The sequence below is a fragment of the Actinomadura meridiana genome, assembly GCF_039537545.1.
Lineage (GTDB): Bacteria > Actinomycetota > Actinomycetes > Streptosporangiales > Streptosporangiaceae > Spirillospora > Spirillospora meridiana.
The window spans coordinates 183874-197306 of sequence record NZ_BAABAS010000003.1 but is presented as its reverse complement, the minus strand read 5'-3'; the positions used below and the strand labels follow the sequence as shown (position 1 = coordinate 197306).

At 71.6% G+C, this 13433-nt stretch carries 11 protein-coding genes; 5 read left to right on the top strand and 6 right to left on the bottom strand.

Going from position 1 to position 13433, the window contains the following annotated elements:
* The first annotated feature begins 35 nt into the window (after positions 1-35).
* Complete coding sequence (locus ABD808_RS02430; RefSeq protein ID WP_344888889.1) at positions 36-1199, top strand: C40 family peptidase; 1164 nt, start codon at positions 36-38, stop codon at positions 1197-1199.
* An 18-nt stretch (positions 1200-1217) separates the two neighbouring features.
* On the opposite strand, the gene ABD808_RS02425 is transcribed toward ABD808_RS02430, so the two are convergent.
* Positions 1218-1856, bottom strand: coding sequence for an acyl-CoA-like ligand-binding transcription factor (locus ABD808_RS02425; protein WP_344888886.1), 639 nt, complete (start codon positions 1854-1856; stop codon positions 1218-1220).
* Positions 1837-3120 (bottom strand): MFS transporter, encoded by a 1284-nt coding sequence (locus ABD808_RS02420; RefSeq protein ID WP_344888883.1) that lies wholly within the window; start codon positions 3118-3120, stop codon positions 1837-1839. The genes ABD808_RS02425 and ABD808_RS02420 overlap by 20 nt, the downstream gene beginning before the upstream one ends.
* Before the next feature lie 124 nt (positions 3121-3244).
* On the opposite strand from ABD808_RS02420, the gene ABD808_RS02415 reads away from it, so the two are divergent.
* The 4 genes from ABD808_RS02415 to ABD808_RS02400 all read left to right on the top strand — a co-directional run bounded on the left by ABD808_RS02415 (position 3245) and on the right by ABD808_RS02400 (position 7826).
* Positions 3245-3766: a hypothetical protein gene (locus tag ABD808_RS02415; protein WP_344888880.1), complete on the top strand. Its 522-nt coding sequence runs from the start codon at positions 3245-3247 to the stop codon at positions 3764-3766.
* 213 nt (positions 3767-3979) lie between these two features.
* Complete coding sequence (locus ABD808_RS02410; protein ID WP_344889556.1) at positions 3980-4795, top strand: isoprenyl transferase; 816 nt, start codon at positions 3980-3982, stop codon at positions 4793-4795.
* Between the two features lie 78 nt (positions 4796-4873).
* A complete protein-coding gene (locus ABD808_RS02405; RefSeq protein WP_425548874.1) occupies positions 4874-6352 on the top strand; it encodes a PhoH family protein in 1479 nt (492 codons plus the stop codon).
* Positions 6353-6905: 553 nt separating this feature from the next.
* Complete coding sequence (locus ABD808_RS02400) at positions 6906-7826, top strand: aggregation-promoting factor C-terminal-like domain-containing protein (RefSeq protein WP_344888877.1); 921 nt, start codon at positions 6906-6908, stop codon at positions 7824-7826.
* Between the two features lie 24 nt (positions 7827-7850).
* Here the strand turns inward: ABD808_RS02400 and ABD808_RS02395 are convergent, their stop codons facing one another.
* The 4 genes from ABD808_RS02395 to ABD808_RS02380 all read right to left on the bottom strand — a co-directional run bounded on the left by ABD808_RS02395 (position 7851) and on the right by ABD808_RS02380 (position 13390).
* The gene (locus tag ABD808_RS02395; RefSeq protein WP_344888874.1) at positions 7851-9257 is read right to left on the bottom strand and encodes a class II fumarate hydratase; all 1407 of its coding nucleotides are present in this window, start codon (positions 9255-9257) and stop codon (positions 7851-7853) included.
* Between the two features lie 75 nt (positions 9258-9332).
* Entirely contained in the window at positions 9333-10595 is a 1263-nt protein-coding gene (locus ABD808_RS02390) for a serine/threonine-protein kinase (RefSeq protein ID WP_344888871.1), read from the bottom strand.
* A gap of 124 nt (positions 10596-10719) precedes the next feature.
* Positions 10720-12390, bottom strand: a complete 1671-nt coding sequence (locus ABD808_RS02385; RefSeq protein ID WP_344888868.1) for a fumarate hydratase — start codon at positions 12388-12390, stop codon at positions 10720-10722.
* 1 nt (position 12391) lies between these two features.
* A complete protein-coding gene (locus ABD808_RS02380; RefSeq protein ID WP_344888865.1) occupies positions 12392-13390 on the bottom strand; it encodes a DMT family transporter in 999 nt (332 codons plus the stop codon).
* Between the last annotated feature and the right edge of the window lie 43 nt (positions 13391-13433).

Below are 13433 nucleotides of genomic sequence, written 5' to 3'. Positions count from 1 at the left end.
CAGGTCGAAACCAGCACAGCCAGGGAGTGTGACCCGTGGGAAAGCCGAACCGCCGGATCCTACCGACGCTCATCGGCGTTTCCGTACTGTCGACCCTCGCCGTGGACGCGGCCTTCCTGGTGGCGCGCGGTGGTGACACTCCCGTCGCGTCTCCGGTCGGCCCGGCGCGCGCCCGGTTCGTGGCCGCGTCCGACGGGCTCGCGGCCGCCGCGGTCGCGCCGCAGAGCAGGCGGCTCACCCCGCACGTCCTGGTGGCGGCGCCGTCCACCCTGCCCGCCGACGTCGTCGCGAAGGTCCGCTCCGCCAAGGGCGTGCAGGGCGTCGAGGTCGTGGACGCGGTGCAGGGCATGGTCGCGGGCAAGCGGGTCGGGCTGATGGGCGTCAACCCGTCCACGTTCCGCAACTACACGCCGAAGCCGACCGCCAAGTCGGACGCGCTGTGGCGCAACGTGGCGTCCGGCGACGTCGCGATCTCCTTCACGATGGGCAGCGACGGCGGCGTCCAGCTCGGCAGCCAGGTGCCCGTCGGCGGCAGCCGCAGCCAGTGGCCGCTACGGGTCGGCGCCTACGCGACGATGGGCGTCGGCGACATCGACGCGGTCGTGTCGCACACCACCGCGCAGTCCCTCGGCATGCCGACCGGCAACGCGATGCTGATCAGCGTGCCGAAGACCGAGCCGAAGGCGTTCATCAAGAAGCTCGACCGGGTGCTGCCGAAGGGCGCCAAGGCCGTCGCGGTCAACCCGCAGATCGACCGCCCGGAGACCGGCGAGGTGCCGAACGGGCCCGTGCTGACCGCCAAGCAGGTGCGGACGGTCATCAAGGCCGCCGAGACGCGGCTCGGCTGGCCGTACGTGTGGGGCGGCGAGTCCGAGGCGGAGGGCGGCTACGACTGCTCGGGCCTGATGCAGTACGCCTTCGCCAAGGCCGGGATCAGGCTCCCGCGCGTCGCCGCCGACCAGGCGCGCGTCGGCTGGGTCGTGCCCTACAGCAAGGCCCGTCCCGGAGACATGCTGATCTGGGCCAACGATCCGACCGCCCCTGGCTACATCTCCCACATCGCCCTGTACCTGGGCGACGGGAAGATGCTCGCGGCGCCGCGCAGGGGCACCGTGGTGCAGGTCCAGAACGTCTACACCCGCAACATGCGCGGCGCCGTCCGCGTCAGCCCGCAGCGGGCCAACGCCCTCGCGGGCTGACTCCCACAGCCGGACGGGTCACAGCGGGCAGCCCCGGCTCAGGAACTCCAGCGCGTCGTCCAGAAGGACCGCGAGGCTCTCGGTCCGAGGGCCGTCAAGCCAGCGGTAGAGGGCCGCCTGCATCGCGCCGAGGACCGCCCAGTTGAACACCTGGACCGCCGGGTCGTCGCCGCGCCGCCCGGTCCGCTCGGCGACCAGTTCGGTGAGGACGGCGAACGTGCCCTCGCGCATCGCCTCGAACGTGCGGGCGCGCAGGGCGGGGACCTCGGCGGTGAGCCGCAGCCGCGTCTCGATGGTCTCCAGGTCTTTCTCCATCACCTGCGGGAGGATCTCGCGCAGCGTGGCGCGGAGCGTGTCCAGCGGGGACAGGTCGGGGGGTTGGCTCCGGAACGCCTCCGCCATGATCGGGTCGTACTCGTCGGTGACGACCACGTCCTCTTTGGTGGGGAAGTAGCGGAAGAACGTGCTGGGGGAGATCTCCGCCACGGCGGCGATCTGCTCGACGGTCGTCTCGTCGTACCCCTGCTCGGTGAAGAGGCGCAGGGCGTGGTCCTGGATCGCCCTGCGCGTCCTCAACTTCTTGCGCTCACGGAGCGGGAGCCGGTCGAGCCGGTCCCGCGGCCGGTCGATCGCGTTCTCAGGGTGCGACGTGCTCATGGGTCGATTGTGTGTCATCGGCGGTGGGCGCCGCATCCCGCGCGGCGCGTCCGGGTTGGAAGAGCACCAGCAGGACGGCCACGGCGAGCGCGGCGGCACCGCAGGCGCCGAGGGTCACGTCCATGCCGTGGACGTAGGCGTCCCGCGCGGAGTCCAGCAGCCCGCCGTCCCCGAGCCGGTCCGCGACGGTGACCGTGGCGGCGAAGCCGTCGCCGGTCCCGGTGAACGCGCCCCAGCCGAAGCCCGTGGCCAGCACCAGCAGCCCGGCCACGATGACGGGTTTGTGGCCGACGCGGGGCGCCACCCGGTCGGTGACGAGGGCGCCCCCCATGAGGCCGAGGAGCATCGGGGTGAGCTTCAGTCCCACGTCGAAGACGTCGCTGCCCTGGACGGCCTCCAGGTACTGCGGCAGGACGAACAGCGCGCCCGCGATCATCATGTTGGCGGTGACGGCGGCGACCATCGCCCACACGAACCGGGGGTCGCGGAAGAGCCGCATGTTCAGCAACGGCTCGGTGGCGCGTCGCTCCCAGAGCACGAACCCGACCAGCAGGACGACCGCCAGCGCGAACGAGCCGAGGACGACCGCGTCGCCCCAGCCGCGCGCCGGGGCCTCGATGACCCCGTACACGAGGGCCACGATGCCGCCCGCCGACAGCAGCGCGCCGAACCCGTCGATGCGGGGCGCGGACGGGTCCTTCGTCTCGGGGAGCAGCAGCGCGACCGCGATCCCGCCGACGACCACCAGCGGCACGTTGATCAGGAAGATCGACTCCCACGAGAAGCTCTCCAGCAGCCAGCCCCCGAGCAGCGGGCCGAGCGGGAGCCCGAGCGCGGTGGACGCCGACCAGATGGCGACGGCCCTGGTCCGCTCCTCCGGCGGGAAGATCGCGGGCAGCATCGACATGGACAGCGGCATCACGATCGCCGCGCCGAGTCCCATGAACGCGCGGGCGGCGATGACGCCGCCGATGCCGCCCGCGAACGCCCCGGCGAGCGAGGCCGCGCCGAAGATCCCGAGACCGGCCAGCAGCAGCCACTTGCGGCCGAACCGGTCGCCGAGCAGGCCGGCGGGGAGCAGCAGCGCCCCGAAGACCAACAGGTAGGAGTCCACGATCCACTGGAGCTCGCTGGTGCTCGCGTGCAGCTCCTCCGACAGCGTGGTCAGCGCCACGTTGAGGATCGTCAGGTCGAATCCGAGCGCCAGCATGCTGAGCGCCAGGGCCGCCAGCCCGAACCAGCGGCGGTTGCGTCCCACTGCCATGATGGTCCCTTCCATTCGAGACTAGCTCCGAGATGAGAGTAACTCTCAAAAGATGGTTCGTGCCAAACGGGGCGTGATCGGGATGGGCTGGCGCGGGGCGGTCCGGCGTTGTAATTTTGATTACATGAATACGAGTGAAGCGGCGGAGGAGCTGCGCGGCTGGTTCTCCGGGCGGCTCCCCGAGGACTGGTTCGAGGGCCCGCCGGAGGTCGTCCTCGACCGCGAGGAGGTCAGCGTCGTCGGCCGCCTCGCCGAACCGGCCGCCGCGGCCGAGACGTCCGGGCCCGAGCGGGCCGGGGTGATCTCCGGGCATGTGCAGCGGTTCCGCGAGGAGACCCGAGACCGGCGCATCGGCATCGCCCGCGAGGCGGAACGGCGCTTCGGCCACAAGGTCTCCTGGGGCGTCGAGTGCGGCGAGGAGCGGGAGATGTTCACGACGCTGTCGGTGCCCGTCATGACGCGGCTCCGCCAGCCGGAGCGCCGCGTGCTGGACACCCTGGTCGAGGCCGGTGTCGCCCGCAGCCGCAGCGACGCGCTCGCCTGGTGCGTGCGGCTCGTCGGCAAGAACACCGACGAGTGGCTGTCGGAGTTGCGCAGCGCGCTCCAGCACGTCGAGCGCGCCCGCGCCGCCGGCCCCCACGCCTGACCCGCCGAGCCGGGGCCACCGCCGGGCCCCACGGGGGTGGGTCCGGCCCGTCCCACCGGCCTGACATGACGGAAATGGTGGGAGAACCCACTGAGTCATGTAGCCGCCGGGCCATAATTGAGCGTCCTCATCCCGGTAGGGACGGTCGCTCGAAGGGAAGCCCACATGGCGGTTCGGCGTACGGGAAAGCCGCGCACCGGCGTGCCGCGCGGCATGCGCAAGGCGCGGGGGCGGCTCGGTTCCGCCGTCCGCCACAGCGGTCCGTACGCGGCCGTCCGCGACGCCGTCTACCGCATGTACGAGCACCGCGTCGAGGCGTCGTTGCCGAAGGACGTCACTCCCCGGCACATCGGCGTCATCCTGGACGGCAACCGGCGCTGGGCCCGCGCGATGGGCCTCGCCGACGTCAACAGCGGCCACCAGCGCGGCGCCCAGAAGATCTCCGAGCTGCTCCAGTGGAGCACAGAGGCCGGGGTGGAGCATGTCACACTGTGGCTGCTGTCCACCGACAACCTGAACCGTCCGGCCGTCGAGCTCGACCCGCTGCTGGAGATCATCGAGAACACCGTCGGCCAGCTCGCCGCCGACGGCTGGCACGTCAAGCCCGTCGGCGCCCTCGACCTGCTGCCCGATAAGACCGCTCGTGTCCTGAAAGATGCGGGTGAGGCCACATCCGACGCACCCGGCCTGATTGTGAACGTCGCGGTTGGGTATGGAGGTAGGCGTGAGATCGCTGATGCGGTGCGCTCACTGCTCATCGAGCAGGCGAGCCGGGGCACCAGCATCGAGGAACTCGCCGAGATCCTCGAGGTGGAGCACATCGCGGAGCATCTCTACACGCGCGGCCAGCCGGATCCGGACCTGGTCATCCGCACGTCGGGGGAACAGCGTCTCTCCGGCTTCATGCTCTGGCAGAGCGCCCACTCGGAGTTCCACTTCTGCGAGGTCCACTGGCCGGACTTCCGCAAGGTCGACTTCCTCCGGGCCATGCGCTCGTACGCCGCGCGGCACCGGCGCTACGGTTCCTGACGGCCGTCCACCGGCCCCACCGCCCGCGCGGCGGACCCGACGCGCCACCGGTACGTCCCCCATGATCAGGGAGATCGAGTGGCCACAACCTCCGCGCGCCGTCCCGGCATGTCCGGGAACACTCCTGGGACGGTGGTCCAGGATCGGCGCACGTACGTCCTCGACACCAGCGTCCTGCTCGCCGACCCGGGGGCGCTGACCCGGTTCGCCGAGCACGAGGTCGTACTCCCCATCGTCGTCATCTCCGAGCTGGAGGCCAAGCGGCATCACCCAGAGCTCGGATACTTCGCCCGGCAGGCCCTGCGCCTGCTGGACGACCTGCGTCTGCGGCACGGACGGCTCGACGAGCCCGTCTCGGTCGCGTCCGTCTCGACCGGAGGGCCCCTCGGTGAACAGGCCGGTGAACAAGCCGGTGCGCAAGTCGGTGATCAGGCAGGTGACCAGGCCGGTGAACAGGGCGGTGACCTGGCCGGGGGCCAGGTCGGTGATCAGGGCGGGACGCTCCGGGTCGAGCTGAACCACTCGGATCCGAGCGTCCTGCCGGACGGGTTCCGGCTCGGCGACAACGACACCCGCATCCTGTCGGTCGCGGCGTGGCTGGCCAAGGAGGGCCGCGACGTCGTCCTGGTCTCCAAGGACCTGCCGATGCGGGTCAAGGCGGCCGCGGTCGGCCTCACCGCCGAGGAGTACCGCGCCGAACTCGCCGTCGTCGAGTCCGGCTGGACGGGGATGCGCGAGCTGGAGGTGACCGGCGGGGACATCGAGGACCTCTACGAGTCGGGGACCGCCGAGATCGAGGAGGCCCGCGACCTGCCGTGCCACACCGGGCTGCGGCTGCTGTCCGAGCGCGGCTCGGCCCTCGGCCGGACGCAGCCCGACAAGTCCGTGCGGCTGGTGCGCGGCGACCGGGAGGTGTTCGGGCTGCGCGGCCGGTCGGCGGAGCAGCGGATCGCCCTCGACCTGCTGATGGACGAGGACGTCGGCATCGTCTCGCTCGGCGGCCGGGCGGGCACCGGCAAGTCGGCGCTCGCCCTGTGCGCGGGCCTTGAGCAGGTGATGGAGCGCGGACGGCACCGCAAGGTCGTCGTGTTCCGTCCCCTGTACGCGGTCGGCGGCCAGGAACTCGGCTACCTGCCCGGCTCGGAGAACGAGAAGATGTCGCCGTGGGCGCAGGCCGTCTACGACACTCTCTCGGCGTTGACGACGCCCGACGTCATCGAGGAGGTCGTGGACCGTGACATGTTGGAGGTCCTGCCCCTCACCCACATCCGGGGCCGGTCGCTGCACGACGCCTTCGTGATCGTGGACGAGGCGCAGTCGCTGGAGCGCGGCGTCCTGCTGACCGTGCTGTCGCGGATCGGCGCCGGGTCGCGGGTCGTCCTCACCCACGACGTGGCGCAGCGCGACAACCTGCGCGTCGGACGGCACGACGGCGTCGCGGCGGTGGTGGAGAAGCTCAAGGGCCATCCGTTGTTCGCGCACGTGACGCTGACGCGGTCGGAACGGTCGCCGATCGCCGCCCTGGTCACCGACCTGCTCGGCGACGTCGTCGGCTGACGGGCCGGACGTCCCCGGCGGCCCGTCCGGGCGGGCCGCCGGGGTCAGCGCCTGATTCAACGATCACCAGGCGTGCCCAAAACCTCCACGGAACGTGATCAAAAAGCCCCGTACGGTGGAGTTGTGATGAAGGTCACATGAGGGGCCCCAGGGGTCGAGATCCCCTGGTCCCCTTGCGGTTTCGGCGGTTCGCCCGGGGAGTTGACAACCGTCCCGGCCGCAGCTTTCGTCTCGTTTCGGTTGCGGAGCATCCCTCGGCCTCGGGCATTGTGTCTCCCCGTAAGCACCCCCGAGCGGTGCCGGAGCGGAGCGCGTCCCCCATCGCGCGACGGGCACGGCGCCGACCCGGGTCCGGGGCCGCCGACCTTGAGGGCGGCCGGACGGGCCAGGGGTGGAAACAGTTCGTGCGCGCGTCCATGCGCGTGCGACCGTCGGAAGGACCGCCTTGTACGGAGACCGTCCCGGGTCCCCTAGGCGAGACGATCGACAGAACTTCGACCCCCGGACGCCCCCCACGTCCCCGTCCCCCTGGCCGCCCGCCCCTGCCGAGCAGGTGCGGGCGCCGGAGGAACCCCCGTCCCCCGAGATCCCGCTCCAGGCCACCGGCGCGTTCGCCGTGCCGCCGTCCGCGCCGCACGAGGACGACGTGAAGGTCGCGGGCACCGCCCGTCCCCAGGGCGGAGCCCCCGCCGGTGACACTCTCGGCTTCCAGGCGGCCGGTTTCGAGACCACGCCGCCTGAGCCGCTGCGCACCGGCGTGCCCGGCACGGAGCCGTCCGACGAGATCGACTCCCGGCCTCACCGGCGCGGTTCCGGTAACGGCGCGGGCAAGCGCACCGGCATGCGCATCGCGGCCGTGGCCGCGGGCGCCGTCGTGGCGATCGGCGGCGGCGCCGTCGCCGCGTTCGCGCTGACCGGCGACTCCGGCTCCGGTTCCGACGAGGCGACCGTCAAGCCCACCCGGCAGCTCGCCGACGCGGCGCCGAAGGTCGACCCGAAGGTCCTGGAGCAGCAGCGCCGCCAGCTCGCGCTGGACCGCGCCTCCCGCGCGACCCGCGCGGACGACGGCGAGGGCCCGTCCCTGCTGCCGAAGGGCAAGCCGCTCCCCACCAAGAAGCCCGACGAGGACGGCGGCGGTGGCGGCGGCGGCCCGATGGGCGACCCCGTGCCGAAGGGCGAGGCGCAGGAGATCGCCAAGAAGCTGCTGCCGAGCTTCGGGTTCAGCGGCGACGGTCAGTTCGGCTGCCTGGTGAAGCTGTGGGACAGGGAGAGCGGCTGGAACACCCACGCCGCCAACCCGTCCGGCGCGTACGGCATCCCGCAGGCCAAGCCGGGCTCCAAGATGTCGACCGCCGGTCCTGACTGGCAGAACAACGCCACCACGCAGATCAAGTGGGGCCTCGGCTACATCAAGAACCGCTACAAGACGCCGTGCGGCGGCTGGTCGCACTTCCAGTCGGCGGGCTGGTACTGATCCGTCCCGTCGCGTCCCAGGCGCTCAGCGTGGCTCCTGGGACGTGCCCGTCATGCCCAGCACGTCCAGCGCCGCGTCGAGCTGTTCGACGGTGAGCTTCCCGTCCTCGACGTAGCCGCGTTCCAGGACGACCTCGCGGATCGTCCGGCGCTCGCGCAGCGCCTGCTTGGCGACCTTCGCGGCCTCCTCGTACCCGATGTAGCGGTTGAGCGGCGTCACGATCGACGGTGACGACTCGGCGTACTCGCGGAGCCGGTTCACGTCGGCCTCGATGCCGTCGACGCAGCGGTCGGCGAGCAGCCGCGACACGTTCGCCAGCAGCTTTGTCGACTCCAGGACGTTGCGGGCCAGCATCGGCAGCATCACGTTCAGCTCGAAGCTGCCGGACGCGCCGCCGAACGCGACCGCCGCGTCGTTCCCGATGACCTGCGCGGCGACCTGCGTCACCGCCTCCGGGATCACCGGGTTCACCTTTCCCGGCATGATCGACGAGCCGGGCTGGAGGTCGGGCAGCCGGATCTCGGCGAGCCCGGCGCGCGGGCCCGACCCCATCCAGCGCAGATCGTTGGCGATCTTGGTGAGGCTGACCGCGACGGTGCGCAGCGCGCCGCTCGCCTCCACCAGGCCGTCCCGGGCGCCCTGCGCCTCGAAGTGGTCGCGGGCCTCCGTCAGCGGCAGCCCGGTGACCCGCGCGATCTCCGCGATGACGCGGCCGCCGAAGCCGTCCGGGGTGTTGATGCCGGTGCCGACCGCGGTGCCGCCGAGCGGCAGCTCCGCCAGCCGGGGGAGGACGGCCTCCAGCCGCTCCACGCCGTGTGCGACCTGCGCCGCGTAGCCGCCGAACTCCTGGCCGAGCGTCACGGGCGTCGCGTCCATCAGGTGGGTGCGGCCCGACTTCACGACCGTCCGGAACTCGCTGGCCTTGCGGTCGAGCGCGTCCCGCAGATGGCGCAGGGCGGGGATCAGGTCGGTCAGGACGGCGCCGGTGGCCGCGATGTGGATGGACGACGGGAACACGTCGTTCGACGACTGAGAGGCGTTCACATGGTCGTTCGGATGGACGGGACGTCCGAGCCGCTCCTCCGCCAGCGTCGCCACGACCTCGTTGGCGTTCATGTTGGACGACGTTCCGGACCCGGTCTGGAAGACGTCGATGGGGAACTGGTCGTCCCATTTCCCGTCCGCGACCTCGCGGGCGGCGTCGGCGATGGCGCGGGCCACGTCCTCGTCGAGCACCCCGAGTTCGGCGTTCACCGTCGCCGCGGCGGCCTTGATCTGGCCGAGGGCGGCGATGTGCGCGGGCTCCAGCGGCCGCCCGGAGATGGGGAAGTTCTCCACGGCGCGCTGCGTCTGCGCCCGCCACTTCGCGGACGCGGGTACGCGGACCTCGCCCATCGAGTCGTGCTCCACCCGGAACTCCTGGTCGCTCATGCCAGCCTCCCGTTCGAATACCCGGCCTTCATGGCAGCCGGACGGGTGGCGTCCAAATTCCCGGAGTGGGGCGACTCACTCTTTCGTCAGCGTGTAGCTCTTGCGTTCGCCGGGGACGCCGGTGGCCTCCTGGACGCCGTTCACCCAGACGTCGCACGCGGACGTGTCGTACACGACCGCGTTGAGCCGGGGCCAGTCGTAGCGGCGCTGCTCGCCCTTGTGCAGGGTCTCGTTGGTGAGCACCGACCCGCCGGGGCCGGGCACCGACACGAACAGCCGGCAGGCGTCGTTGCGGGCCCGGACGATCAGGATGCTGGACCCGGCGTCGTCCGGCACCGCGCCGTCCGCCGTGCCGCCGGTCGGCTGGGTCGCCGACGCGCCCGCGGACCCGGGGGTCTCCCGCGTCATGCCGACGATGAGCGCGGTCGCGCCGATCCCGCAGGCCGCCACGGTCGCGCAGATCAGCCCGATCACGACCGTCACCCGGTGGCGGTGCGTCTGCCCGCGGCGCCCGGACCGGGGCCCGGCGACGGCGCGCTCCAACCGGTCGACCGCGCGGGCGTGGGTGAGGCGCCGGGTCGGGTTCTTCTCCAGCAGCCCGGTGATCACGGAGGTGAGCGGGCCCGCGTGCTGCGGCGCCGGGGTCGACTCGTTCGCCAGCGCGCTCAGCGTGGCCATGACGTTGTCGCGTTCGAACGGCGGATGGCCCTCCACGGCGGCGAACAGCGTCGCGCCCAGCGACCACAGGTCGGAGCGCGGTGTGGCGCGTTCCCCCGCGGCCACCTCGGGCGCCACGTACGCGGGCGAACCCATGAAGTGGCCCGTCTTGGTCAGGCTGGCCGAGCCGGTGGAGTACGCCAGGCCGAAGTCGGTGAGGACGACGCGGTCGCCGTCCAGGATCACGTTGCTCGGCTTGAGGTCGCGGTGCACGATCCCGGCCTTGTGGGCGGTGTTGAGCGCGTCCAGCAGGGCGCGGCCGATGTGCGCGACGCGTTCGGGCGGCAGCGGACCCGAGCGTTCGATGAGCTGTTCGAGGCTGGGCGCCTCGATCATCTCCATCACGATCCAGGGCCGACCCTGTTCGATGACCACGTCGTACACCTCGACGATGGAGTGCGTGCGCAGCTGTGCGGGCGCGCGCGCCTCCCTGAGGGTGCGGCGGTAGAAGACCACCCGGTCGTCTTCGGAGATGTTGACGGGGAGCCGGAGTTCCTTGATCGCGACGGAGCGATCCAGGAGCTCGTCGTGGCCCCGCCACACGGTGCCGTTGGCACCCTGACCTATCTCCGAGATCAGCCGGTAGCGCGTCGCTAGAACGAAGCGCTCGGACTGTGACATGGCGCAAAAGATACCGGAGTGGCCGGGCGGCCATCCGGGAGACGGCAGCACCAATGTGGATTCCGGGTCGGCAATGTGACCTACTGGGAAGAAACCCCCAGAATGGGGCGAGCCGGAAAGGGGATCAGCGCCTTCCGATGGTCAGGACGGGCCCGGTCGTGTCGGCGAAGAAGTCCTCGCCCTTGTCGTCCACCACGATGAACGCGGGGAAGTCCTCGACCTCGATCTTCCAGACGGCCTCCATCCCGAGCTCGGCGTATTCCAGCACCTCCACCTTCTTGATGCAGTCCTGGGCGAGGCGCGCGGCGGGGCCGCCGATCGAGCCGAGATAGAACCCGCCGTGCTCCTCGCAGGCGTCCGTGACCTGCTTGGACCTGTTCCCCTTGGCCAGCATGACGAGCGAGCCGCCCGCCGCCTGGAACTGCTCGACGTAGGAGTCCATCCGTCCGGCCGTGGTCGGGCCGAACGAGCCGGAGGCGTAGCCCTCGGGCGTCTTGGCCGGGCCCGCGTAGTAGACGGCGTGGTCACGCAGGTACTGCGGCATGGGCTCGCCCGCGTCCAGCCGCTCCTTGATCTTGGCGTGCGCGATGTCGCGGGCCACGACCAGCGGCCCGGTCAGGGACAGCCGCGTCTTCACGGGGTATCGGGTCAGCTCGGCGCGGATCTCGTCCATTGGCCGGTTCAGGTCGATGTTGATCGCACTCCCGCCGCCCGCCCCGGCCTGGACCACGGCGTCGTCAAGGTGCTCGTCGGTCGTCTCGGGCAGGTACTGGGCGGGGTCGGTCTCCAGGCGCTCCAGGAACACGCCCTCGGCGGTGATCTTGGCGAGGGCCTGCCGGTCGGCGCTGCACGACACCGCGATCGCCACCGGGCAGGACGCGCCGTGCCGGGGCAGCCGGATCACCCGCACGTCGTGGCAGAAGTACTTGCCGCCGAACTGCGCGCCGATTCCGAGCTTCTGCGTCAGCTCGAACACCTGGAGCTCCAGTTCCAGGTCGCGGAAGCCGCGCCCGACCGGTGAGCCGTCGGTCGGCAGGGTGTCCAGGTAGTGGGCGGACGCGTACTTGGCCGTCTTCAGCGCGTACTCGGCCGACGTCCCGCCCACCACGATCGCCAGGTGGTACGGCGGGCACGCCGCCGTGCCGAGCGAGCGGATCTTCTCCTCCAGGAAGGTCATCATCCGCTTCGGGTTCAGGACGGCCTTGGTCTCCTGGTACAGGAACGACTTGTTCGCGCTGCCGCCGCCCTTGGCCATGAACAGGAACTTGTACGCATCGCCGGGCGCCGCGTACAACTCGATCTGCGCGGGGAGGTTGCTGCCGGTGTTCTTCTCGTCCCACATCGTCACCGGAGCCATCTGCGAGTAGCGCAGGTTCAGCTTCGTGTAGGCGTCGTACACGCCGCGCGAGATGTGCTCCTCGTCGTTCCCGTCGGTCAGGACGTGCTGGCCGCGCTTGCCCATCACGATCGCGGTGCCGGTGTCCTGGCACATGGGCAGGACGCCGCCGGACGAGATCCCGGCGTTCTTCAGCAGGTCCAGCGCGACGAACCGGTCGTTGGGGGACGCCTCGGGGTCGTCCAGGATCCGGCGGAGCTGCGCCAGGTGCGCCGGACGCAGCAGGTGCGAGATGTCGCGCATCGCCGTCTCGGTGAGCAGCCGCAGGGCCTCCGGCTCGACCTGGAGGAACGTCCGCCCGTTCGCCTCGAAGGTGGAGACGCCGTCCGCGGTGAGGAGCCGGTAGTCGGTGTCGTCCGGGCCGAGCGGCAGCAGATCGGAGTAGGAGAACTCAGACATCTCAGCAAGATCCTCGCGCGTGTTCGAAGGGGACGGATTCACAGGTTACGACCTCGTGGACGACGGACTCGCGGGGGGCGGGCTCGATGGCGACGGGTTCGATGGCGGCGGGTTCGCGTGGGGCGGTCCGGGCGCGCAGCCCGACGGCCACGCCCGCGGCGACCAGGGCGGCGCCGGTCAGGTCGGCGGCGCCGGGACGGTCCACGCCGAGCGCCACCGTCGTGATCACCGCGCTGATCGGGATCAGCCCCGCGAACAGCCCGGCGCGGTCGGCTCCGAGGCGTCCGATCGCGCCGTACCAGAGCAGGAACGCGACCGTGGTCACGATCACCGACAGGTACGCGAAGCCCGCCAGTTCGGCGGACGTGGGGGTGCGCAGGACCGCCGTCCCGTCCCGGACGACGCCGACGGCCAGCAGCATCGGCACGGCGAGGGTGGCGGAGTGGGCCGAGACCCGCAGCGCGCCGAGCCGGGGCAGCAGCGGGACGGCCAGCAGCGAGAAGCACACCTCGCCCCCCAGCGCGCCCAGCGAGAACAGCAGCCCGCGCGCGCTGCCGCCGCCGAGCCCGTTGGCGAGGGCCGCCCCGGCCGCGACCACGCACGCCGACACGACGAGCGCGGGCGCCGGACGCCGTCCCTCCAGCAGCGGGCCGACCAGCGCCAGGATGATCGGGACCGTCGCGATCACCGTGCCGATCGTGGCGGGGCTCGTGTCCCGGGTGGCCTCGACGACGCAGACGTTGAACGCGACCAGGCCCGTCGACGCCAGCGCCGCGAGCAGCAGCCAGTCCCGCAGTGCCGGACGGCGCACCGAACCCTGGCGGCGGGCGCCGGTGAGGCGCACCACGGCCTGAAGGATCACGGCCGCGACCGCGTACCGCACCGCCTGGCCGCCGAGGACGGGGTAGTCGGCGATGGTCGCGGACACGGCGGTCAGCGTCCCGACCAGGAACATCGCGGACCCGGCGCCCACCATGCCGCGCCTGTGGAAGGAGTTCATGCCTGGAACGGTAGAAGCCCGCTTGGCCCTCTCAACAGAGCCA